The following is a 22,164-nucleotide window of genomic DNA, read 5'->3' as shown; positions in this document are numbered from 1 at the left end:
GACGATCGACCAACCCGGGACCGGCTGATGCGGTCCCGGTCGCTACGCGGGTGGCCGCGGCGATCGCCGACCGGGGCCGAGGCGGAGTTGCAGCATCAGAGCGAATCGTTCGTCGGGGTCGGCCAGATCCACGCCGCCGATCGTCTCGATCCGGCCGAGCCGGTATCGGAACGTGTTCTTGTGCACGTGGACGGCTCGTGCCGCGGCGGCGACGTCCCCGAAGTGCTCGAGCCAGCTCTGGAGTGTCGGCACCAGCTGGGTGTCGTGTTCGGTGTCGTAGTCCTCCAGGTCGGCGAGCGGGCCGGTCAGTTCGATGCGGTCGGCTGCCATCAGGTCGCCGAGGCGGAGCAGGAGGAACTCGATCGCCACGTCCGCCAGTGACGCGACGCGTCTGCCCGCGCGCGGATTGGAGCTCAGCACCCGCATCGCGGCATCGGCATCGCGCCGGGATGAGCCGAGTTCGCTGACGTCCTCGACGATGCCGCCGAGTCCGGCGCAGAACTCGGTGGTGGTGTCCAGACGGGCGATGAACTCGGCGGCCAGGTCCTTCATGGCGGCCAGCGCCGGGGACGCCGCGGCACGCACGGGGACGACGGCGTAGACCGCGCCGCCGAGTTGGGCGACGATGGCCCGCGGATACGTGGGCCTGAGGTGCGTCCGAAATGCGGAGGCCGTTCGCTGGATGTCGGCCGCCGTGCGGACCTCGTCGTCGGGCCGCAGCGGCCCCAGGACCAGGACGCAGGCCGGCGACGAACCGAAGGCCAGCTGCTGCGCGGCTTCGCGCGCGCCGGTCCCTCCCTCAAGGAGCATGGACAGCAGGGCGACTCCGAGTCGTTGGGAGGCATCGGCGCTGACGCGGGCACGCAGCATCTCGAGCGCGATCACCCGTGCTGCCTCGATCATGGCGGCTTCCCGCTCGGGGGTGAGCGGCCCTGCCACGGCGGCCCAGATGGAGCCGAGAAGCTCATTGCCCGCCTGGACCCTCATCGCCGCCCGAGGACGGGTGCCGGGGGCGGGGTTCTGCATGAACACCGGTCGCTCCGAGGCGTACACGCGGCGGAACATGCCCTGTTCTCTCTGGTATTCGCTGTAGATCTGCGGCACCTGGAGGCCGAGGATCGTCAGGCGGCGCGGCTCGTCGGCGCCGGCCTGGTCGGCCGAGAAGGCGACCACCCGCGACGACAGATCCTCGATGGTGACCGGGGCGTCGAGGAGAGCCGACAGCGAGTTCGCCAGGGCGAACAGGTCTCGGTCCGCATCGCCGCCGACAGCGGGCGCCCCATCGGCACCGAGATGCAGAGCGCCGCTCAGCAACGTCGCCACCTGGATCCACGATGCGCCCTGCACCAGACCGAAGACGGACACCTTGCCGCGCTCCGCCTCGCGGGCGACCTCCTCGTCGACGGCCAGCGGCTCCCGGACCACGAGGGCCGTGGCCCCGGCTTCGCCCAGCGCTCTGACCAGGGTGACCAAGCTGTCGTCAGCCGCCACGCCGACGCCCAGCACCACTGCGTCCGGCGGGACGTCGGGTTGGTCCAGAGGATCGTGAAGGATGACGGTCGTCACGGCACGAGCCGGCTGACGTGGCCCCGCCTTGATGGTCAGCAGCGTCGAGCCGAGCCGCTCGACCACCCGCCCCAGGTCCGCTGGACTGCTCGTACCGCCTTGCATTGTGTGATCGTACATCTGTGTCCGATTTGATTCGGTCGATCGACCCAGTGTTGGCGCGAAAGCCTCGACAACAATGGGAGTGACGCGTGGCACCGACGAAGGAGCAGCTCAGCGATGAAGGCGTACATCTCCGTCGACATGGAGGGCGTCGCCGGCATCGCGACCCTCGACCAGATCGTGCGCGGCGGGTACGGCTACCCACGAGCCCAGGAGCTCATGACCGAGGAGGCCAATGCCGCGATCGCGGGCGCCTTCGACGGCGGAGCGACGAGCGTGCTCGTGAACGACTCCCACGGGACGATGGACAACCTGATCCACGAGCGCCTCGACCCGAGGGCACGGCTGGTCTTCGGGCAGCCCAAGGCCCAGTGCATGGCCGAGGGCCTGACCGAGGACTGCGCCGTGGCGCTCTTCGTGGGCTACCACGCGCCGGCCGGCACGCCCGGGCTCTTGGCGCACACCTTCTCCGCCTACTTCGGTGAGGTCAGAGTAAACGGATCACCGGTGTCGGAGGCCGAGGTCAATGCCCTGTACGCGGCATCGCTCGGTGTCCCGGTGGGCCTGGTCACCGGGGATGACGTCATCGGCGCGATCGCGACCGAGATCTTCCCCGAGGCCACGATCGTGACCGTGAAGAAGACACACGGATTCTCGGCCACGGACTCCGTCGCGCCGAGCGTGGCGAGGAACCTGGTGCGGGAAGGGGCCGCCGATGCCGTGGCCCGCGCGTCGGCACTGAGCTGTCCGCCGCCGCCCCCGTCGTTCGAGGTCGAGGTCGACTTGCCCTCGCCGGTGGCCGCCGAGCTCGCCGCCTGCATCCCCGGCTGCGCCCGGACGGCCGACCGGACGGTGTCGACAGTCCTCACGGCGTCGGCGGATCTCCTCGGATTCATCACAGTCCTGTACGAACTCGCGGCGAGCAGCGAGCGCGCGCGTCAGGTGATCTCCGCCCGCCGTTGAGGCCCGGCGCTCCTACCTGTGAGTTCCTCGATGAGGGTGGTGAGCAGTCGCGTACGCGGGAGGATCCACGCGATCTCCGCGTGCTCGTCGCGGGCGTGGGCGCCGCCGCCGCGCTCCGTTCCATGGGCGGCCGGTTGATTCCGCCCCGCACCCGGATCTCCGCCGGGACGAGAACCGGCGCGACCTCGCGGATCGCCCGGTCCACGCGGTGCTGCTCCTCGGCGGTGCCGGCCCGGACGTCGACAGCCACAGTGGCCGTCGCGGGCACGGTGTTGGGCGTCGTGCCCGCGCTCATCACCGTCGGGGTGACGGTCGTACCGGCCGCCGGGTCAGCGAGCTGGGCGATCGCCAGCACCACCTCGGCGATCGCGATGGTCGCGTTCACGCCCTTCTCCGGATCGAGACCGCTGTGCGCGGCACGACCGAGCACTTCGATCCGGTAGAGGGACACGCCTTTGCGCCCCGTCTTCAGTGCGCCGCCCGGGCCGGCCGCCTCCAGCACGAGGGCTGCCCGGCAGCGGCCTGCTTCCTGCTCGATCAGTGCCCGTGATGTCGTGGACCCCAGCTCCTCATCGCCCGTGATGAGAAGGGTCACCTGGTCGAGGACGCCGGTGCCGCGGCATCGCCGCAGCCACGCGAGAGCGTGGATCGCCTGGACGAGGCCGAGTTTCATGTCGAAGCAGCCCGGGCCACTGACGACGCCGGCAGTTTCGGTGTAGGGCAGCTCGTCCAACGTGCCGAGCGGCCAGACGGTGTCGTGGTGCCCGAGGAGCATGACCTTCGGATCGGCCCCGCGCAGCAGGACATGGTCGACTCCGTCGACGCAAAGGATCTCTGGCCGACGCCCCAAGCGCTCATGAACCAAGTCCGCGACCACCCGCGCGGAGCGGCCGACCGCGTCCAGGTCCGTCGACGGCGACTCGGTACGAACGAGTCTGCTCAGATCCTCGAGGAGGAGCGACAGGTTCCCGGAACCTCCGGCCCGGTGGAATCCTCGGGTGTCGGTTTTTCCTCATGAGCCGGCAGCGTTCGCGAGCCGGGTGCGCAGGAACGCGGCGAGCAGGTCCGCGGAGTGGTCGTCGAGGTTGGTGAGGACGACGACGGTCATCGCGGTCGCCGGATCGTGGCCGGCGAACGATTGGAATCCGGGCAGTTCGCCGTTGTGGCCCCACATGCCGTCGAAGTTCGCGATGCCGAGGCCGTAGGTGATGGTGCTGTCGGGCACCGGGTGGGTGCGCATGCGTTCACGCCGGGTCTGCTCCTGGAGGAGGTCGCCGCGCACCGATGCCTCGATGAGCAGTCTCAAGTCGCCCACGGTGGACACCGCGTTACCGGCGGTCCACGCCCAGGACGGGTTGACGCGCGTCGCGTCGACGAGTTCGCCGTCCCGGCGGTGGTACCCACGCAGCCGAGGATCCGGCAGGGCGGCGGCGTCGTGTGTCAGCGGCGGGAGCTCGGTCTCCCGCATGCCGAGGGGGTCGAAGACCAGCCGGCGCGCGACGTCCTCGACTCGTGCGCCGGTTACGTGCTCGATGAGCATTCCCAGCATGATGTAGCCGGCGTTGCAGTACGCCCAGGAGGTGCCGGGCTCGAACTGCTGCGGGTTCCGCAGGGCGACTTTGAGCAGCTCGGAGGGAGTCCAGAGCCGGTCGGGCTCGAGGAGCAGACCGGCGACGAACTCCTCCGAGGTGTAGTCGGGCAGGCCCGAGGTCATGTCGAGGAGACGGCGAACGGTGACTCCTCGCGGGATCTGCGGCTCTGCCAGATGGGCCTGTATCTCATCGTCCAAGGAGAGGTCTCCGGCTTCCACCAGGCGCAGGACGATCAGCGCCACGATGGTCTTCGTGAGGCTCCCGATCCTCATGCGGCTGCCGGTGGTGAGCCGCACCCCGGTGGCCAGATCGCAGACGCCGAGCGCACGGGTCCAACTGCCGTACGACGGACCGCTCACGTGGACGACGGCACCCGGGATGCCCAATCGCCGGCGCTCTCCGTCCAAGGCGCCGAGCAGGTCTGGAGTCGAGGACGCATACGCATCCGATGCATTCTCAGGCAAGCGGAATCCTCACTCGTGGGTGTTATGCCGACCTTCGCATCATTGTCCTCACCAGGTATCGGCGCATTGTGCCGAAGGCCGGAAGCGGCGCGAATCCCTCGTGCGATCGACCGAATGCCCGGGAGAGAGCTCTGACTACTGTGAGGCCCAGAAGACGGGGGCCGGTCACCTTGGGAGGAGAATCGCGTTGTCGAGCGTTGAGAAGGACGAGCTCGCGGAGTCCGGCGACACAGGGATCGTCGGACCGCCCGATTCCATCAGGCAGCTCCCGCGTTTCGCGGGGCCCTCCACGTTCGCCCGCCTGCCGCGGCTCGACGAGGTCTCCCGGGCCGACGTCGCGATCTTCGGCGTGCCGTTCGATGCCGGTACCACCTACCGGCCAGGCGCACGATTCGGCCCGGAGGCCATTCGCGCCGGCTCCAAACTCCTGAGGCCCTACCACCTCGGGCTCGAGATCGAGCCGTGGTCGAGGTTGCAGATCGCCGACGCCGGTGACGTCGGCGTGACTCCCTTCGACATCGCCGAGGCGGTGAGTCAGATCGAGTCGGCCGCTCAGCGGCTCTATCGAAGTGCTGACCGGATCATCACTCTGGGCGGCGACCACACCGTCGCCCTCCCGATGCTGCGAGCCGCCCATCGGCACCACGGCCCCGTGGCACTCATCCACTTCGACGCCCATCTCGACACCTGGGACAACATGTTCGGTGCGCGGCTCACTCACGGCACTCCGTTCCGCCGGGCCACCGAGGAGCGACTGCTGGCGGTGAACCACTGCGCCCATGTGGGCATCCGCCACACAACCCCGGCCGCCAAGGATCTGGAGGACGACAGGGAGCTGGGATTCGCGACGATCTCCACACTCGACGTGGCGCGGCGCGGCATCGAGCACGCCGCCGACCGGCTCCGGGAGAGAGTGGCTGATCGGCCGGTCTACATCAGCATCGACATCGACGTGCTCGATCCCGCCCATGCGCCCGCGACCGGCACCCCTGAGCCCGGCGGACTGAGCACCCGGGAGCTTCAGCTGCTGCTGTACTCCCTCGCTGACCTCGACATCGTCGGTGCGGATGTCGTCGAGGTCTCACCCGCCTACGACCACGCTCAGATCACCGCGCTGGCCGCCGCCGGCCTCACGTTCGACCTCCTGGCCATGGTTGCCCGGGGAAGGTAGTCATCGGAACGGCCCCGGTCCGGGCCGCGATCTCGATGGCGGGCACGCCGTTTGTCAGCGCTCTTGGCGAACGCGACCACCGAAGGGGTCGTCCGCGAGCCCTCGGTGTTGGTGACAACGGTCGGCTCACCGCCTTCCAGCACGCACACGACCGAGTTCGTCGTGCCCAGGTCGATACCGACGGGTCGGGTCATCACCGGCCTCCTTCCTTGCGGCCCCCCTCCTCATGGCACCAGCTCCGCCTTGCGCGGTTCACCGCCACCACAGGCGCGCCGTGGGCCAGCCGAGCCGCGGCACCTCACGCGTATCCCTGCGAGTCAGGCCCCACCGGGTGGCGCCCATCCGCAGCAGCACATGTTCCAACGGCGCAACAGCAGAAGAACGCTCCACGATCACGACCGCCACATCAGCCGCGTGAGCAGGAACACGCCGGCGGACAGCGCGCGCGGACACGTCGAGGCCAAGGTCCGGCGTGTGGGTGACCCGGACAGAAACAGGCCGCCCTTCGAGTCGGGCGCCGCCTCCGCGCGTGGCGTCGTAGGCTGCGCGCCGGGCGGGGTCGCGCAGCACGGCATAGGCATCGATCACCTCAGCGAACCGTTCCCGTTCCGCCGGCCCGGCGGGGCGAACATCAGGATGCAGGACGCGCACCAGTCGGCGGTACGCGGAGGTGATCTGCTCCGCAGAGGCCGACGATTCCACACCGAGGACCCCGTAAGGGTTCCGCCGGGGCTGCTTGCCGCCGTACCGTACAGCCACCGTGCTCTTCTCCTGCGCCACAGACATCAGCTGGATGCGCTGCGACCTGCAGGTATGAACGGAACCTCGATATGAACGCTATAGCAGCGCACAGCTGTGCAGGGAAAACCTCCTGATCACCATGCGCATCAAATTCACCATTCGTAGCAGAATCGGGAGCGTCGGCGCCTCCTCCGGGAGTCCAGGCACTCCTCCGGACCTGTTCCTCAGATCCGGGGGCTTGGGTCATGTGACAGCCGCTGGTGGGCCGTCCCGTAACCGCGCAGCCGCGGGATTACTCAGAGCACAGGTCACCGAGTTCGGCCGATGTGTCAACAGCCATGACTCCATCGCACCGATTCGCGCCGTTGGCTTCGCCACTTGATCGTCACACCCGTCGCGAAGGCCGTTGCCCGGCCCCGGAGACTCGGGCCAGGCAACGGCCTTCATACGCCCACCAGTCCATGGGTCCACTGCAGCGGTCGGGACTGTCTCGATAACGATGGCGGCCGCCTACGGCCTGCTCCAACTGCTCGCCCTGCTCACCCACATCGGACCCTGAAAAGGGGCGGCACGCCTCGCGTCGCCGACCGCCGGTTGGCTCCTCCTGATCCTGTCGGATCACATCACAGCAGCAGCGGAGGTGGTCAGTGAAAGCGGAGCGGCGGCCACGATCATGGTTCTTCCAGGTTCGGGGGCAGTTCCACCGTCACCTCAAGTGCCGCGAGATCCACGCGCCCGCCTCCAGCCGGTGGCGCGATCCGGACGCGCAGCTGCTCAAGGGCGCGGCGTGGGCGGCGGTCAAGGACAGCGTGCTGACCGACCTGGGCCTGCTGGAAGATCCCGCGGAGCTGCTGGCCGAGAACGCCGAGCGGCTGGATCGGGCCTACCGGGTGGTGCGGGCCGGGCTGGCCGCCAACACCTCCGTCACCATCGACGACGACGGCAAGATCCACGTGGCCAGCGTTAAGGCGATCGAGGAGCCGCCGTCGCTGATCCGGGGTTGATACTGGTGGAGTCGCCTATTCGACTATCGCGAGTTCTCGATGCCGAGGGCCGTGGTAGTGACTTTCCGTGATTCGGGCGGCAATAGGTCGCTCTCGGACAGCAGGTTCGCGCGGAAGGGTGAAGTGGGCCTGACTATGTCGGTAGAGCCTGCCAAGATCGCGACATGACAATCGATGCGCTGACGCCCTTCCGCTGGCTGCAACCGCCGTACGGCGATCGGGGCAACCGACTCGGCGAGATCTATTGCGTGACCTTGCTGCGCGGGCTCGACCCGGCCGAGGTGCTGCGCCGGTTCGGCGCCCGCACGAGCACGGAGATGAGCTTCGCCGAGCTGGGGTTGGCGGTCTCCGACTTCACGGTGGCGACCGACGGCGGTGACGGCGGTGGCTATGTCGGAGTGGTCGCCACCGGCGACGGGTGCGCGGCGGTGGAGCCGTACGGCTGGTCGGGGACGGACGGCGCAATGCTGGCGCGGCTGTCGGCCGGCACCGACGTGGTGTCCGCTCTACGACATGACTACGCCTGCGACTACTTCCACTACGCCGCTGACGGTATCCTCATCACGGCTTTCGACCCGACCGTTCCCGAGCGTCGCTCCGGTGCCGACACCGACCGGCTTGCCGGCCTCATGCGCGAGTTCGGCCTGCCTTTGGAGGAGGGCTCGGACGAGGACTGGGACCAGCGCTACGACGACCTGTCCCGGCACGGCCTCGCGCGGATGTTCGCGATGGCGGCCCGCCTCACCGGCGTGACGTTCACCGCCGACCTGCTGGACGGACCACTCCTGGTGGGCGCGATCGCCGACCTGCCACCGTCACAAGAGCCTCAGCCCAGGAAGAGCCTCGGTGTTTTACTCGAGCAGCTGAAAGCGGTAAGCGGCCCTGAGTCTGATCACGGCGCCGCTTAACTCCCATGGGCCTCCGGTACTGACTGGTTTACTGGTCAACTGGTCTATTGAACTGTTGCGAGTTCTCGGTGAAGACGAGCCTCACCATGACTGTCCGTGCTCTCCAGCGGCGTACCGGTACCAGGCGCCACCGCTTTCTGAGACACCTAGGCGGTGAGCAGGATCGGCTACGGGCGGGTGTCCACCCGCGACCAGAACCCCAACAGCCAACGCGATGGCCTCACGACAGCAGGCTGTGACCGGATCTTCGTCGACAAGGCCTCAGGGAAGATCGACCGCCGTCCCGAGCTCGACAAGGCGCTGGACTACCTCCGGCCCGGTGACACCGGCGGGGCGGCTGCAGTTCCACATGTTCGGCGCGTTCGACGAGTTCCTCCGCGAGCTCATCGTGGAGGGCACCCTTGAAGGGCTGGCTTCGGCCCGGGCACGCGGCCGCGTCGGCGGACGTCCTCCCGCCCTGGATGAGCACGGCGTGGAGATGGCCCGCGCGCTGTACGAGGTGAAAGGCGAGGACGGTAAGCGGCGCTACACCGTCCAGCAGATCGCCGACCGGCTCGGCGTCAGTCGTGCCACGATCTACCGCCACCTTGACCCCGACAAGCCGGTCTCGGCGTAGGAGGAGCACGGTGCCGCCCCCCATCACCTACTACGGCGGCAAGGCCAAGCTCGCCGAGCAAGTCGCCGTCATGCTGCGCGAGCACACCCACCACGTCGAATCACGCTCCGGCCCAACCCACGTCACCCGTCCCCCGAAAACAAGACGAACCAGAACCGCGCCGCGAGAGAAGAGTCCCAGCTCAGAGGTTAATCTTGAGTTGAGGGGCTGTTGAGGCTTGGCGGCAAGGGAGCCGCTATGTCGCCCGGGCCGCCTACAGGTCAACACGCCCGTCGGCCGAGAAGAGCCACCGAACACCACACAGGATTAGCCGGAGTCACCTCAAAGAGATTGACAGGTAACCGCACCAGTTCGTACTCGGTGCCCATCTCCGGGAAGGAGAGGCGGAGCGCCACTGGCCTCAGCGCTGGCCTGGGTCGGTGACCGATCGGCTCAGCGGCGGATGCGGTAGCGGATGTGGGTGGCCTCCGGTGTGTCGATCACCTGAACGATCTCCAGTTCGATCTCCGACGGCAAGACGTCGAACAGCCGGCGGCCGGCGCCCAGCAGCACCGGGATGTGATGGATCTGCACCTCATCCAGCACCCCGGCCTCAAGTGCCTGTTGCACCGTGTAGGCGCCGCCACGCACCTGGACGTCCCGGCCCCCGGCGGCGGCCTTCGCCTGCGCCATCGCGCTTTCGATCCCGTCGTTCACATATGTCACCAGCGGATGACCCCAACGGGCGGCCGGGCTGGGCGGCCGGTGACTGGGGACGAAGATCGGGAGACCGTCGTGATCGCCTCCCCAGTGATCCATGAGTTCGGCGGTCCGCCGCCCGGCGAGGACCGCACCGGCCGCCTTCCATTCGCCTTGGAACTGCTGGATCGGCCCGGACGACGGACCGGCGTCAGCCCACTTGTGCAGCCGCTCGCCATCGTCGCCACCGAGATAGTCGTTGGGATCGGCGACGTACCCGTCGAGCGACATTGACATGTCGAGCACTGATTTGGACATAGTCCGCTCCTTGTCTGCGACGGTGCAACTCCTCAGCAACGCCGCCTGCTCCCGAGTTCGGCGACTAACTGTGTCTCCATAACACTGTGTATCATAGATACAGTTTTTTAGGGTGGGCAAGTGGGAGGCTGCAATGTCGGCTAACGAGGATCCGATGGCACTGGCCGAACTGTTGTGGGGCCTGCGGAAGCCGCGCACCAGGGGCCCCAGGCCCGCCTTCGACCTCGCCCAGGTGGCCGACGCCGCTGTCAAGGTCGCCGATACCGAGGGACTGGAGGCGGTCTCGATGCATCGGGTAGCCGCCGAGCTCGGCCTCACCAAAATGGCCCTGTACCGCTATGTCAACGGCAAATCTGAGCTGAGTGCAATCATGATCGAGGCGGCGGTCGGCACACCCCCCGACTTGAGCGGCGTGACCAGCTGGCGGACCAAGCTGGAAGAGTACGCCCGCCAACTGTCCGCCGCCTGGCGACGCCACCCCTGGCTGCCGTCGATCACCGTGGGCGACCGCGTCATGGGTCCACGCGAAACCGGATGGCCCGAAAGAGCCCTCAGCGCCCTGGCCGACACGCCCCTGACCGAACGCGAACGGCTGGACGCGGTCATGCTGGTCTCCCACCACATCCGCGCCACCCACCCAGCCGCCACCCAAGGCACTCAGACCTGGACGGACGGCAGCGCCGCCCCCATCATGCGCGACCTGCTACTCCGCAACGCCGACCGTTTCCCGCTGCTGGCCACCACCATGGCCATCCCCTCGGCCACCACGACCCAGGAGTTCGGCCTGCACACCCTCCTCGACGGCCTCGAACACACCATCACCCAACGCACTCGAAACAGCGGCGACGAATCAGCAGCTTCGAGTCCAGCTCCTCCGTAAGGAGCAGCGGCGCCCGACCGGGATGGATGGAGTGGTGCGATCGTGAAGCTTGTTGTCGGACAACGACGGGGGCCTGAACTACTGCGTTCCGCTCGGGGACGCGCGGGAACCGATGATGATCGCTATCAGAACTCCTCATTTCCGAGAACACGAAGAGTAGCGATGATTACACAGAGCTACTTTGGGACTGGTCGCGCCGACCCGAGTGGTGGGCCCAGTAGCTGCCGGTGGAACGACGGGGGGACGGACTCGAAGCCACGCCATGGGCCTGCTGGGCGGCCTGCTCGGGGCCCTGGGGGTCTTATTGGTCGGTGTCGTCGCTCTCAGCTCGGGCTGGATCGCGCAGGGGCCGCAGCCCGTCTGTGGGCTGGGACGCGGTGAAGCTATATCGGCCCAGGGTGTTGATGTGCTTGTGCCCCAGCGGAGAGAGCCGGGCGACGTCCTCATCCAGGACCTGGCGATCCTTGAGCGGGCGGGAGCGCAGGTGGGAAACGGCGGCGTCCTGGTAGCGGGTGTTCCACAGGACTATGGCGTTCAAGACAAGCCCGAGTGAGCCGGGTTGGTCTTCCTGACCGTCGCGATAGGCCTGGTGGATGCGGCCGCGGCGGCCGTGGCAGAGCTCGCGGGCCAGGGTGTGGCGTGCCTCCTGGATGGTGAGTTGCCGGTTGACCCGACGCCGATAGGTGTCGTCGATTGGGTCGATCACGGCCAGCAGGTGCAGGGTCTTGGCGATCCGGCCGTACTCGGCGAAGGCTTGGCCGAGCGGGGTTGGGCGGCCCTCGCGGCCGAACATCCGCAGGAGGTCGTAGGCGCGGACCTGGTTGGTGATGAGCGATCCGGCCACCCGCAGCCCCGGCCACCAGGTGGTGATCCTTGTGAGGTTGCCGTCACCTCCTGGCTGTCCTGGTGCCAGACCAAGAAGCACTGGGCCGCCCCGTCGGTCCGGCCGACGCCGAACGCCGCAAGGAGAGCATGCGGACGGCGCGCGCGACATCGACACCCACCTGTCCGCCGACCCCGCGGCCCTCATGCTGGTTGTTCATCGGCCGACAAGGGATAGCGAAACTGCTTCTCGAAGGAAAGGTCACCGCCTGGGGTCGTCGGCCGTGGAAGCTCGCCCGCATGCTCACTGCCATCAGCCCTCCGTAACGGCCGCTGCTCGGTCCCGAGGCCGAGGAATTCAGGAACAGTAGCTCTCGCTTGGATTGATCTTGGTCTGCTCCTCGCGTGCGGGAGGCCGGGTGGTTTCGGGGCCATAGGCTGTTCTATGTTCCTGCCACGGAGATCTCCCGCAGGCAGCGGATGAACTCCCGCTGGAGCGGCGAGCCGCTCTTCCTGGTGGCGGCGTAGACGGTTCTGATGGGCTCGTCCTCCAGCGTGGCCAGGACGATGTCGGCGCGGATCGCGCCCGCCGCCAGCGAGGGAACGAGCGCGAGCCCCAGCCCGGCGGCCACGAAGCCCTGCTTGGCGGTCCATTCTCTGGCCGCGAAGTCGATGCGCGGCCGGAAGCCCGCGCGTCGGTGGACGTCGATCAGGGTCTGCGAGCCGCCGGGAAAGCCCTCGATCCACGACTCGCCCTCCAGCTCGGCCAGGCGCAGGCGCGTCCTGTCGGCCAGGCGGTGTCCCGCGGGCATGGCGACCAGGAGCGGGTCGTCCAGAAGGTAGTGCAGGACGAACCGGCCCTGTTCCAGCGGCCTGCCCGGGTACGCGCTCACCACGGCCAGGTCGATGTCGCCCGCGCCGAGGCGGGCCAGCAGCGCGTCGGTCGTGCTCTCCACCAGCGACAGCGCCACCGCCGGCCGGAACTTCCTGAACGCCGCCATGGCGCGGGGCACGAGGTCGGCGTCGGCGGTGTCGAAGGCGCCGACACGCAGCCGCCCGACGTCGTGCAGGTCGTGCCGGGCCGTCGCCAGCCGGTCCAGTATGGCGACCGCGTGCTCCAGCAGGCGGCGGCCCTCCTCGGTGAGCTCGACGCCACGCGGATGCCGCTCGAACAGTGCGACGCCCAGTTCACTCTCCAGGGACGCGATCTGGCGCGACACCGCGGACTGGGTGTAGCCAAGCGCCTCCCCGGCCGCCGTGAAGGTCTTCCTGGCGGCCACCTCGGTGAACACCTCGAGCCACGCCACATCCATGTCGTCTTCCTCCGATATGCGGATCTCGCATGGTAACCATGCCGGACATTCGTTGGTCACATCGGCGAGGGGGCCCTACGGTGGCCGCATGGACGTGGGACTGTACGGGCTGCATCGGGGCGAAAACGTTGATCCGGACCTGCTGGCCAGGCGGGCGCGGACGGCCGAGGAGGCGGGGTTCGAGTCGCTGTGGGTCGGCGACCACATCGCGATGCCCGACTCCCCCGATGAGCCGGGCCGGCTGGAGGCCGTGGTCGCGCTCGCCCATCTGGCGGCGCTGACGACCACGATCAAGCTGGGCTTCGGGGTCCTCGTGCTGCCCCAGCGGCAGCCGGTCCTGCTGGCCAAGCAGCTGACCTCGCTGGCCCTGCTGTCGCGGGGGCGGCTGATCGTGGGGGTCGGCGCAGGGTACGTGGAGCCTGAGCTGGCCGTCATGGGGGTGCGGTTGAACGAGCGTGGCGCCCGTACAGACGAGTACTTGGCGGCGATGCGGGCCGTGTGGGACGACCAGCCTTTCGCCGGAGATTTCGTGACTTATCAGGGTGCGGTGCAGCGCCCGAGGCCGCCGCAGCGTTCGCCGATCGTGGTGGGTGGCCACTCCCGGGCGGCGATGCGCCGGGCGGTCCAGCACGCCGACGGCTGGTACGGCGTCTACTTGACCCCCGAGCAGGCCGCGGGCGCGCTGTCCGACCTCCGTGACGCGGCGAAGGTCTACGACAGGCCCGCGCACCTGAGCGAGCTGGAGATCACGATCACCCCGCCCCCTGGCCCCGTCGATCGGGAGACCGCGCGGCGGTACGCCGCCCTGGGTGTCCACCGGCTGACGATCCAGCCGCTGGACGCCGACATGGAGGCTACGGTCACAGCCGGTGCAGGTCTCTTGGGAACGCCGTGACAATCGGTTGAGGTTGCATGCTGAGACCGACATAGCCGAACAGGGGAGAGTGTTGTGCGTGCGGTGTGGTTGAAGGAGTTCGGAGGGCCCGAGGTGCTCGTACCTGGAGACGCCCCCGATCCGGTCCCGGGGCCGGGGCAGGTGTTGATCGACGTCGCCTACGCCAACATCACCTTTGTGGAGACCCAGTTCCGGTCGGGCGCCCCGTCGCCGTTCAAGCCGGAACTGCCGATGATCCCGGGCAACGGCGTCGGGGGCATCGTCACGGCGGTCGGCGAGGGCGTCGGCTCCGGCCTGATCAGCCGTCGGGTGGTGACCTCCACGGGAGGCTCCGGCGGTTATGCCGAACGGGCCGCGGTGGATGCCTCCGGGCTCTTTACCGTCCCCGACGGCCTGGAATTGGACGACGCGGTCGCGGTCTTGGCCGACGGGCGTACCGCGACCATGATGATCCGGGCGACCGCACCACAGCCCGGGGAACGGGTTCTGGTCGAGGCGGCGGCCGGCGGCGTGGGCTCGCTCCTCGTGCAGCTCGCCAAGTCGGCGGGCGCCACCGTCGTCGGAGCGGCCGGGGGCTCGCGCAAGACCGGTGTGGCCCGCGACCTGGGCGCCGACGAGGTGGTCGACTATATGGCTCCGAGCTGGACCGACGAGGTCGACCCCGTCGACGTCGCTCGGGCCGCCTTCGAACTGCTCGGCCAGGGCGGGCGGATGGTCAGCTTCGGGCTGGCGAGCGGAGAGTGGGCCGCCATCGAGGCGGAGGCCGCTGTTGCGCGCGGCATCACGCTCGTCCAGGCGAAGCCCACCCCGGAGACGATGCGCGAGTACACCGAGAGCGCCCTCGCCGAGGCCGTGGGCGGACGGCTGCGGCCGCTGATCGGGCAGCGCTTCCCCCTCGACCGGGCCGCTGACGCGCACGCCGCCATCGAGTCGCGCGCCAGCGTCGGCAAGACCCTGCTCGAGGTGCGCTGATGCTCAAGGTCGGCGTGACTCTACCGTCGTTCGGCGTGGATGAGACCGCCGGGGTGCGTGAGCATGCCCGGCACGCCGAGGAGCATGGTCTTGGCGCTACGCCCGGCCGCCTGGGCCGCCAAGCAGATCGCTAGCCTGCAGCACCTGTCCGGCGGTCGGGTGCTGCTCGGCGTCGGCTCGGGCGGCAGCGTGCACGGCGACGCAGCCTGGCGGGCCGTCGGTATCTCCTACGCCGAACGCGCGCAGCGCACCGACGCCACCCTGGAGATCCTGCCGAGCCTGGTCGAGGGCAAGCCCACGAACGTGAACGGCGAGGTGATCACTCTCTCGCCGTCCGCGAGGACCGCGGCGAGATCCCCGCGCAGCTCGGCCGGGCCGACATCGAAACTACCTGCACCGCCTCGCCGCCGGTAGTGGGGCGGGGCTCGGTGGAGGGCCGCCGTCGAGCACGACAAGGTCACGGACAGCGCCTTGGGCAGCGTCTGGCGGACGGTCTGCTTGAGTTTGAAGGCGGCGGCCACGTCCGCGTACGACTCTCTCAGCTCGGCAATCCACCACCGGGTGCCGCTCTCGATCTCGGTCCGACTGCTGCAGGGGCTGGAGCGCCGCGGCCTGGTCGAGCGGGCGACACCGCGCACCTTGCTCCAGAAGATCACCGCGGAGCTGCCCTACCCCTGAGGCTTGTCCCAGCCGGAGACGAACCAGCGGACCTCGCCGGTCGCGGGGTCGTACTCCCGCCGTTTGGCCGTGCCGATGTCGCCGCCGTACACGTGAATGCCGATGGTGGGCTCGCTGCCGACGGCCGCGACGGCGTGGACGTCGTCGTCGGTGGTGCAGCAGACGGTCACCTGCCCCGGCGTCCACCGCGCGTCGCCCGCCGGCGTCAGCGGCCCGCTCGGGGCGGACTCGGCCGGCTTGAGGTAGCGGATCTCGTGTTCGACCCCGGCGTAGATGCCGACGACGCCCCACGTCTCGTGCGAGTGCACGTTGGTCCGCTGGCCCACGTCCCAGACCACGGACGCCATCGACCAGCTGTCGTCGGGAGCGATGTACATCGGGTACGTCAGGTGACGCGCGGACGAGGCCCGCGTCACCTCCGGCGGCAGCCGGTACCCCTCGGCCAGGAGCGCCGCCAGCAGCTCGCCGACCCGCGCCGTGATCTCGTGCTCGTCATCGGTGCTCTTCACCACGATTGCGACATCGTCGATGAACGCCTGGAGGCGGTTCATGACACTCTCCGGTACTTCAGGTGGGTGACACCGGGCGCCTCGACGGCCCGTACCTGCTCAAGCCGTACGTCCGCGCCCCCGAGGCCGTCCAGGAGGCGGGAACCCCCACCGAGCAGCACCGGGACGACGTGCAGTTCGAGCTCGTCCAGCAGCCCCGCCGCCAGGTACTGCCCGACGACCTGGCCGCCGCCCCACAGCATGACGTCCTTGCCGGCGGCGGCCTTCTTCGCCTGTTCCAGCGCCGACTCGACGCCGTCGGTGACGAAGTGGTAGGTGGTCCCGCCCTCCATCTCCACCGGACCACGCTCGTGGTGCGTGAGGACGAACACGTCGTAGTGGTAGGGCGGGTTGTCGCCCCACCACCCCTTCCACTGCTCGTCGCGCCACGGACCGCCGCCGATGGGCCCGAACATGCCCCTGCCCATCACCGCGGCACCGATATTGCGGATCGCCTCCTCGAACACCGGTGTGCTCGCGTTCACCTCACCGCCCTCCCCGCCGTGGGCCTGGCGGAAGGCGGCCAGCCCCGCCACCCAGTCGTGCAGCCGCTCGCCACCCTCGCCGAGCGGGTTCTCCACGCTCTGATCCGGGCCGGCGACGTAGCCGTCCAGCGAGATCGAGATGTGACACCTGAGCTTGCTCATTCGGTCCTCCTCAGTTGGCTTGGCGCTTTCACCCATGAGCATGGCCGCACCAACAGATGACGTCTAATGGCAATATTCCGGGATTTACATCGATATCATCGATACATGCTCAGCCTGGTCCACCTCAGGGTTCTGGCCGCGGTGGCGCACCTCGGGTCCGTGACCGAAGCGGCCAAGCAACTGCACTACTCGCAATCGTCGGTGAGCCACCACCTGGCCCGCCTGGAGGCGGCCACCGGCGTCAGGCTCATCCAGCGCGTCGGCCGCGGCATCCGCCTGACCCCCGAAGGCCGGCTCCTGGCAGGCCGCGCCACCGAGATCCTCGGCCGCGTCGACGCGGCGACCAACGAACTGGCCGCCCAGGCCGGCCTGCAATCGGGCCGCGTCCGCCTGGCCGCCAACGCATCACCCCTGAGCACGATCGTCCCGAAGGCGGCCACCCTCCTGGAGCAGGCCCACCCCGGACTCGAACTCATCCTCATCGACCGCCACCCCGTCGAAGCCCTCCAGATGCTGCGCCAGGGCGAGATCGACGTCGCCCTCGTCTTCCGGTACGCCAACGCCCCCGTCGAGGAGGAGGACGAGGGCTTCCGCCTCGTCCACGTCGGCGACGACCCGATCTACCTCATCAGCCGCCGACCCGACGACAGCCTCGCCAACCACCGCCACTCCCCCTGGATCGGCGGCTGTGAACGATGCCAGCACGAACTGGTCAACGTGTGCCGCCGGGAGGGCTTCACCCCGCGCATCGCCTCGCTCAGCGACGACATGGTCGTCGTCCAGGCCCTCGTCGCCGCCGGCAAAGGCGTCACCACCCTGCCGGGACTCGCCCTCCAGGCGCACCGCCAGCCCGACATCCACGCCACCGAGCTCACCGGCTTCACCCGCCGCCTCTACGCCGTCACCTACGGCGACCCCCCGGACCCACCCGCCACCGTCGCCCTGATCCAGGCCATCCAGGACTCCACCTGACTCGGCGACCCATTCGGTGATCGCGCTGACGTTGGTGACGCCGAGCGCCGCCGCGATGTCGTCAACCGCGCCGCCGGCGCGCAGAGCGCGGGCCAAGACCGAATCTCATCCCGGACTTCGCCCAGGCGCGTGAGGCCGTGATGCGTCTACTGGACGCCATAGGCCCAGGCAGCTATCTGGCGATCACCCATGCCACCCTCGATCTCGACGGTGAAGCGACTGAGCAGGCCGAGGCCCAGCAGGAATGGAACAAGAAGGCCGACCCGATCACCCCCCGCACCCACGCCGACATCGGCCGGTTCTTCGACGGCCTGCAGTGCTTGGCGACCCGGGCATATGCGGGCGAACAGCCCGTCCTCGATGCGTCAGATGGATTCGGCGTCTCTGTCAGATGGTGACGGCGAGCTTGCCGACGGCTCCGGCGGTGAAGTCGGCGATCGCGCGCGGCGTCTCGGCCAGCGGGTAGGTGCGGGCGACCGGCACCCGCAGGCGTCCTTCGGCCGCGTCGGCGGCGAGCCGGGCGAGGGTGGCCGGGCTGGGGTCGGCCATCACCGCCGTGGCCTTGATGTCCCGGCCGGGTTCGTCGGGCAGATAGTGAAGGCTGGAGGCCAGCCGCCCACCGTTGGCCAGCAGGGCGGCGACGGCCGGTCCGTCGCCCGCCAGGTGCAGCGCGGCATCCACCCCGTCTGGTGTGATCGCGCGTACCTGTGCCGGCAGGTCAGTGTGGTCGACGGCCCAGGTGGCACCCAGACCGGTGACGAAGGCGGCTTCGGCTCCGGGCCGGGCGGTGGCGATCACCCGAGCGCCGCAGGCGGCGGCCAGTTGGACGGCGAACGCGCCGACGCCGCCGGTCGCACCTGAGATCAGGACGGTTTCCCCCGCTGCCGGGGCGACGGCGTCGATGGCGTTGAGTGCGGCGGTGCCGGCCAGTCCCAGCACACCCGCGCGGGTGTGGTCCAGCCCGTCGGGGATCTTGGCCAGGCCGTACTGCGGACTCACCACCACGTATTCGGCGTAGCCGCCCTGTCCCAGGGTCGGACGCATGACCACGCCGAACACGTCCTCACCCGGCGTCAAGCCGGTCACGCCGTCGCCGACGGCCGCCACGGTGCCGGCGAAGTCCTTGCCGAGCACGACGGGGAAGTCGTAGTCGTAGACGCCCTTGAGAGAGCCGCCCAGCACGCCCAGGTCGAAGCCGTTGACCGAGGAGGCCAGCACCCGGACCAGCACTTCCCCGGGACCGGGCTCGGGTACGGGAAGATCGGTGGCCGCCAGGTCGGCGCCGAAGTCGGTGAAAGCCATGGCACGCATGATGATCACTCCGGTTCCGTAGCAGATGATGCGGTGGCCTGCCGCCAGGAAGAGCGCAGGACGGCGCGGGCGACAGCCAGTTCGGCCTCGTCGCGGGGGGCGTACAGCATCACGATCGTGTCCGGCCACTCAGGACGACGGCTGATCGGATGCGGCTCGATCCACCCGGCCCGCTGCAGCGGCTCGATGAGCGGCACGGGCACGGTGAGATGGAGGAATCCTGAGCGGTGAATGTGCCCGAACTCGTCGGGGCTGGGGTGCAGGAACGCCGCCCATGGCCCGGCGGGCTCATGCAGCCGCAGCGCCAGCGAGGCGGGCTCGGACACCTGACTGGGGCCGGTGAACACGCCCGCCAGCGCCTGGGCGTCCGCCACCAGGGCGGCCCTGATATGCGGCGGGGAGAACTGGTCGAGCTGGTCATGCGGGATCTCCCGGCCCGTGGTCCGTGGGCGAGGGCCGGATCGGAGTGGGGGATCGGTCAAGTCGATGCTCATCGCAACAGCACTTTCTGTGCGTTGGTTACTTCTTGTGCGCTTCCCGAGTCTGGTCCACAATGCGGCCATGACGGAAGAAGGCACTTTGACCCACGCAAGGCACACCGATGTGCGCGAAACGATCGGCGAGGACCACCCGACCTGCCAGCTGCGCGACATCCTCGACCGCGTTGGAGACAAATGGAGCGTCCTGGTGATGAACCTGCTCGGCAGCGGACCCAAGCGCTACTCGGAACTGCAGCGCGCTATCGAGGGCATCTCCCAGCGGATGCTCACCCTCACTCTGCGCAGCCTGGAGCGCGACGGCCTGGTCGAGCGCACCGTCACCCCCACCTCCCCGCCCCGGGTGGACTACGCCCTCATCCCCGTCGGGCAGACGCTCTCAGCCCAGGTCTCCGGACTCATCGCATGGGCCGAGCAGCACCGTGAGTACGTGGCCGCCTCCCGCCTGCGCTACGACGCGCCGTGACCCGCCAAACTGGCGTCGCCCCGCGCGAGCCCGCAGTCTCCGCGAGGGCTTCTGGGGTGTCGGGTCGAGTTGAGCAGAGCGCTCTGCCGTGATTGCTCACGGCGGGGTTTCGGCGTCCCCGGCGACCGCAGAGGGCATGACCGCTGAGAGAAGCCGCCAAACAAGCCGCACCCCAGTGGCGGTACTTTCCGCATCGTTCGAGGCTCACGGCACGTCTCTTGGAGGGTGTCTTCGAACGGCACGATTTGTACTGCGCGGCTTCGGCCGGTTGGCTCAGCCGGAACAGATCAGGTCCCGCAGGGACTGCCGGGACCGCGGCGGGCTGTGGCTGTCGACCAACCAGTCGTGGCGCCCCTGCGGATACTCCGACAGCAGCCGGTCGGCCAGGTCGGCGGCGTAGCCGTCGCCCGCCTTGCGCAGGTGGAGCGGAGGTGACTAGAAGCAGTCGCCCAGCAGTAGTCCCCGGAAGCTGGGACCGAGCCTGGGGCTGGCCTCGACCTCGGCCCGCAGGTACGGGTGGCTCCAGGGGCGCCGGGCCTCCGCTTCCAGGATGCGCGCGCCGGCGTGGTGACCGATGATCTCGACCTCCCGCCAGGCGCACGCGCCCCAGACGTGCTCCCAGTGGTGGTGGGTGTAGATCAGGCGTCGGGCGGTGGGGAGCCCAGCCGCTTCGATCGCCGCCTGGATTCCGCGCGCGGTCGTCTGAACCGGTGATCCTTTTCGAGCCGTAGAGATGAAACGCGTGCGTATCTGGCGCTCGTTGAAATGCTCGTGTCCATGAGCATGGAGCCAGGATCGGGTCGACCCGAAGGACCCATCAGCCCGCCGCGGCGATGCGCACCGCGCAGGAGCGCTATCAAGAGGTTGATGGACCAGCTCAGTGAAGAAACCAGGCCGAAGACCTGGTTCTCACTGAGACCACACAGGCATCGATGTCATGTCAGAAGCAAGATCTTGCCCGTGAAGCGGCGTGCTTCGATGTCGGCATGCGCGGTGGCGGCCTCTGCCAGCGGATAGCTCTGACCGATGATCGGGGCCAGTCGCCCTGCGGCGGCTTCGCTCAGCACGTGCGTCACCCGCCGTGGATTGTCCGGCCAAAATGCCGGGAGCTGTGACATGTCCACCACCGTGAGCCGCCGCCGGTCCACGTCACTGATCACGGTCTGCGCACCGCTGGTCATGCCGTACTCGGAGAACCGGCCACCGTCCCCGAGCAGGGATGCCGCCGCCGCGCCGATCTGGCCACCGATCCCGTCGAACACCACATCCACCCCGTACCCGCCGGTGAGCATAAGCACCTGGCCGGGCCAGGCCGGCATGGAGTAGTCGACCGCCTCGGCGCCCAGTTCCAGCGCTACGGAGCGTTTCTTCGCCCCACGCACGGCAGCGATGGCTGTCGCCCCCGCCGCAAGAACAAGCTGCACAAGGAGATTGCCGAGACCGCCTACCCCCGGCGCCACCAAGACCCGCTCACCCCTCCGCACCGGGGTCTTCTCCAGCAAGGCCAGAGCGGTGCTGCCATCGTCCATCACGGCCATGGCGCTGCGCAGGTCGAGACCCACCGGCACCGGGAAGGCGGTCTCCAGCGCGGCGACCACCGTATCGGCGTAACCTCCGCCGTAGCCGTCGCTCACCGCTCGGGCGACCACCCGGGCGCCCAGCCAGCTGTCGTCCACCCCGGCCCCGACTGCGGCGACCGTACCCGCGACCGCACCGCCAGGAACATACGGCGGATCCACCGCGAACACCTCGGGACCGTTGCCGGCGCGAATCAGGGTGTCCATCCAGGTCGCGCCCACGACAGCGACATCGATGCCGAGTTGTCCTGCTCCCGGCGATGGTGTGGGCAGGTCAACCAGCTCCAGAACATGAGGGGCGCCGAATCGGGTCGCCATGATCGCTCGCATGGGTCCAGCATCCAACCTCAACTCGACTTGAGGTCAACCACGCAAGGGATCGACGGCGTGGCGATCTGGCCTGGCCCCTTTCCACCTGATCGGAGGCATCCTGAAGCCGTCGTTCACGCTGCCGTCGCAGTGA

At 68.9% G+C, this 22,164-nt stretch carries 24 protein-coding genes and 3 pseudogenes; 14 read left to right on the top strand and 13 right to left on the bottom strand.

Going from position 1 to position 22,164, the window contains the following annotated elements:
* Positions 1 to 42 precede the first annotated feature (42 nt).
* Positions 43 to 1,671: a helix-turn-helix domain-containing protein gene (locus tag AB0B61_RS46990; RefSeq protein WP_358447203.1), complete on the bottom strand. Its 1,629-nt coding sequence runs from the start codon at positions 1,669 to 1,671 to the stop codon at positions 43 to 45.
* Between the two features lie 114 nt (positions 1,672 to 1,785).
* Here AB0B61_RS46990 and AB0B61_RS46985 point away from each other — a divergent pair, with 114 nt between their 5' ends.
* Positions 1,786 to 2,631, top strand: coding sequence for a M55 family metallopeptidase (locus tag AB0B61_RS46985; protein WP_225301987.1), 846 nt, complete (start codon positions 1,786 to 1,788; stop codon positions 2,629 to 2,631).
* On the opposite strand, the gene AB0B61_RS46980 is transcribed toward AB0B61_RS46985, so the two are convergent.
* Together AB0B61_RS46980 and AB0B61_RS46975 are read right to left on the bottom strand one after the other, a co-directional pair.
* Positions 2,564 to 3,481 carry a M20/M25/M40 family metallo-hydrolase gene (locus AB0B61_RS46980; protein WP_358447201.1) on the bottom strand — a complete coding sequence of 306 codons (918 nt, stop codon included), beginning with the start codon at positions 3,479 to 3,481 and terminating at the stop codon, positions 2,564 to 2,566. The genes AB0B61_RS46985 and AB0B61_RS46980 overlap by 68 nt on opposite strands.
* Before the next feature lie 162 nt (positions 3,482 to 3,643).
* Positions 3,644 to 4,609, bottom strand: coding sequence for a serine hydrolase domain-containing protein (locus AB0B61_RS46975; RefSeq protein WP_358447200.1), 966 nt, complete (start codon positions 4,607 to 4,609; stop codon positions 3,644 to 3,646).
* Between the two features lie 265 nt (positions 4,610 to 4,874).
* On the opposite strand from AB0B61_RS46975, the gene speB reads away from it, so the two are divergent.
* Complete coding sequence (speB, locus tag AB0B61_RS46970) at positions 4,875 to 5,858, top strand: agmatinase (protein WP_225301984.1); 984 nt, start codon at positions 4,875 to 4,877, stop codon at positions 5,856 to 5,858.
* Between the two features lie 53 nt (positions 5,859 to 5,911).
* Here speB and AB0B61_RS46965 read toward each other — a convergent pair.
* Positions 5,912 to 6,052 (bottom strand): annotated as a pseudogene (locus tag AB0B61_RS46965) (Hsp70 family protein); the annotation flags it as partial.
* A gap of 58 nt (positions 6,053 to 6,110) precedes the next feature.
* Positions 6,111 to 6,638: a J domain-containing protein gene (locus AB0B61_RS46960; protein WP_358447199.1), complete on the bottom strand. Its 528-nt coding sequence runs from the start codon at positions 6,636 to 6,638 to the stop codon at positions 6,111 to 6,113.
* 608 nt (positions 6,639 to 7,246) lie between these two features.
* Between AB0B61_RS46960 and AB0B61_RS46955 the strand changes: the two genes are divergently transcribed.
* The 4 genes and pseudogenes from AB0B61_RS46955 to AB0B61_RS46940 all read left to right on the top strand — a co-directional run bounded on the left by AB0B61_RS46955 (position 7,247) and on the right by AB0B61_RS46940 (position 9,127).
* Complete coding sequence (locus AB0B61_RS46955; RefSeq protein WP_358447198.1) at positions 7,247 to 7,603, top strand: hypothetical protein; 357 nt, start codon at positions 7,247 to 7,249, stop codon at positions 7,601 to 7,603.
* Positions 7,604 to 7,767: 164 nt separating this feature from the next.
* The gene (locus tag AB0B61_RS46950) at positions 7,768 to 8,511 is read left to right on the top strand and encodes a DUF6461 domain-containing protein (RefSeq protein WP_358447197.1); all 744 of its coding nucleotides are present in this window, start codon (positions 7,768 to 7,770) and stop codon (positions 8,509 to 8,511) included.
* Positions 8,512 to 8,664: 153 nt separating this feature from the next.
* A pseudogene (locus AB0B61_RS46945) lies at positions 8,665 to 8,887 on the top strand (recombinase family protein); the annotation flags it as partial.
* Positions 8,861 to 9,127 (top strand): recombinase family protein, encoded by a 267-nt coding sequence (locus AB0B61_RS46940; protein ID WP_358447252.1) that lies wholly within the window; start codon positions 8,861 to 8,863, stop codon positions 9,125 to 9,127. The pseudogene AB0B61_RS46945 and the gene AB0B61_RS46940, both read left to right, overlap by 27 nt.
* 432 nt (positions 9,128 to 9,559) lie before the next feature.
* Here the strand turns inward: AB0B61_RS46940 and AB0B61_RS46935 are convergent, their stop codons facing one another.
* The gene (locus AB0B61_RS46935; protein ID WP_358447195.1) at positions 9,560 to 10,123 is read right to left on the bottom strand and encodes a dihydrofolate reductase family protein; all 564 of its coding nucleotides are present in this window, start codon (positions 10,121 to 10,123) and stop codon (positions 9,560 to 9,562) included.
* A gap of 133 nt (positions 10,124 to 10,256) precedes the next feature.
* Here AB0B61_RS46935 and AB0B61_RS46930 point away from each other — a divergent pair, with 133 nt between their 5' ends.
* A complete protein-coding gene (locus tag AB0B61_RS46930) occupies positions 10,257 to 11,003 on the top strand; it encodes a TetR/AcrR family transcriptional regulator (RefSeq protein WP_358447193.1) in 747 nt (248 codons plus the stop codon).
* Positions 11,004 to 11,304: 301 nt separating this feature from the next.
* Here the strand turns inward: AB0B61_RS46930 and AB0B61_RS46925 are convergent.
* Together AB0B61_RS46925 and AB0B61_RS46920 are read right to left on the bottom strand one after the other, a co-directional pair.
* Positions 11,305 to 11,886: pseudogene (locus tag AB0B61_RS46925) on the bottom strand (Tn3 family transposase); the annotation flags it as partial.
* A 382-nt stretch (positions 11,887 to 12,268) separates the two neighbouring features.
* Positions 12,269 to 13,138, bottom strand: a complete 870-nt coding sequence (locus tag AB0B61_RS46920; RefSeq protein WP_358447191.1) for a LysR family transcriptional regulator — start codon at positions 13,136 to 13,138, stop codon at positions 12,269 to 12,271.
* Between the two features lie 88 nt (positions 13,139 to 13,226).
* Between AB0B61_RS46920 and AB0B61_RS46915 the strand changes: the two genes are divergently transcribed.
* The 4 genes from AB0B61_RS46915 (at position 13,227) to AB0B61_RS46900 (ending at position 15,683) form a co-directional block, all read left to right on the top strand.
* The gene (locus AB0B61_RS46915; RefSeq protein WP_358447189.1) at positions 13,227 to 14,033 is read left to right on the top strand and encodes a TIGR03619 family F420-dependent LLM class oxidoreductase; all 807 of its coding nucleotides are present in this window, start codon (positions 13,227 to 13,229) and stop codon (positions 14,031 to 14,033) included.
* Between the two features lie 54 nt (positions 14,034 to 14,087).
* Positions 14,088 to 15,005, top strand: a complete 918-nt coding sequence (locus tag AB0B61_RS46910) for a zinc-binding dehydrogenase (RefSeq protein WP_358447188.1) — start codon at positions 14,088 to 14,090, stop codon at positions 15,003 to 15,005.
* 90 nt (positions 15,006 to 15,095) lie between these two features.
* Positions 15,096 to 15,419: an LLM class flavin-dependent oxidoreductase gene (locus tag AB0B61_RS46905; protein ID WP_358447185.1), complete on the top strand. Its 324-nt coding sequence runs from the start codon at positions 15,096 to 15,098 to the stop codon at positions 15,417 to 15,419.
* 84 nt (positions 15,420 to 15,503) lie between these two features.
* Positions 15,504 to 15,683: a hypothetical protein gene (locus AB0B61_RS46900; RefSeq protein ID WP_358447182.1), complete on the top strand. Its 180-nt coding sequence runs from the start codon at positions 15,504 to 15,506 to the stop codon at positions 15,681 to 15,683.
* Here AB0B61_RS46900 and AB0B61_RS46895 read toward each other — a convergent pair.
* The gene (locus AB0B61_RS46895; RefSeq protein WP_358447180.1) at positions 15,674 to 16,234 is read right to left on the bottom strand and encodes a hypothetical protein; all 561 of its coding nucleotides are present in this window, start codon (positions 16,232 to 16,234) and stop codon (positions 15,674 to 15,676) included. The two genes, AB0B61_RS46900 and AB0B61_RS46895, sit on opposite strands and share 10 nt — an antisense overlap.
* Positions 16,231 to 16,878, bottom strand: a complete 648-nt coding sequence (locus AB0B61_RS46890; RefSeq protein WP_358447177.1) for a dihydrofolate reductase family protein — start codon at positions 16,876 to 16,878, stop codon at positions 16,231 to 16,233. Before AB0B61_RS46890 ends, AB0B61_RS46895 begins: the two co-directional genes overlap by 4 nt.
* A gap of 105 nt (positions 16,879 to 16,983) precedes the next feature.
* On the opposite strand from AB0B61_RS46890, the gene AB0B61_RS46885 reads away from it, so the two are divergent.
* Positions 16,984 to 17,850 (top strand): LysR family transcriptional regulator, encoded by an 867-nt coding sequence (locus AB0B61_RS46885; RefSeq protein ID WP_358447174.1) that lies wholly within the window; start codon positions 16,984 to 16,986, stop codon positions 17,848 to 17,850.
* Between the two features lie 107 nt (positions 17,851 to 17,957).
* A complete protein-coding gene (locus tag AB0B61_RS46880; RefSeq protein ID WP_358447251.1) occupies positions 17,958 to 18,248 on the top strand; it encodes an SAM-dependent methyltransferase in 291 nt (96 codons plus the stop codon).
* On the opposite strand, the gene AB0B61_RS46875 is transcribed toward AB0B61_RS46880, so the two are convergent.
* The gene (locus tag AB0B61_RS46875) at positions 18,238 to 19,152 is read right to left on the bottom strand and encodes an NADP-dependent oxidoreductase (protein ID WP_358447171.1); all 915 of its coding nucleotides are present in this window, start codon (positions 19,150 to 19,152) and stop codon (positions 18,238 to 18,240) included. The two genes, AB0B61_RS46880 and AB0B61_RS46875, sit on opposite strands and share 11 nt — an antisense overlap.
* A 14-nt stretch (positions 19,153 to 19,166) precedes the next feature.
* Positions 19,167 to 19,655, bottom strand: coding sequence for a luciferase family protein (locus tag AB0B61_RS46870; RefSeq protein ID WP_358447168.1), 489 nt, complete (start codon positions 19,653 to 19,655; stop codon positions 19,167 to 19,169).
* A 67-nt stretch (positions 19,656 to 19,722) separates the two neighbouring features.
* Between AB0B61_RS46870 and AB0B61_RS46865 the strand changes: the two genes are divergently transcribed.
* Complete coding sequence (locus tag AB0B61_RS46865) at positions 19,723 to 20,124, top strand: helix-turn-helix domain-containing protein (protein WP_358447165.1); 402 nt, start codon at positions 19,723 to 19,725, stop codon at positions 20,122 to 20,124.
* A 935-nt stretch (positions 20,125 to 21,059) separates the two neighbouring features.
* Here AB0B61_RS46865 and AB0B61_RS46860 read toward each other — a convergent pair.
* The gene (locus AB0B61_RS46860) at positions 21,060 to 22,031 is read right to left on the bottom strand and encodes a zinc-binding dehydrogenase (protein ID WP_358447162.1); all 972 of its coding nucleotides are present in this window, start codon (positions 22,029 to 22,031) and stop codon (positions 21,060 to 21,062) included.
* Positions 22,032 to 22,164: the final 133 nt, after the last annotated feature.

This window comes from Nonomuraea sp. NPDC049158, from assembly GCF_040648335.1.
Classification (GTDB): Bacteria; Actinomycetota; Actinomycetes; order Streptosporangiales; family Streptosporangiaceae; genus Nonomuraea.
Note: the sequence above shows the minus strand (reverse complement) of the source record. Positions and strands in the feature narration are given on the sequence as shown.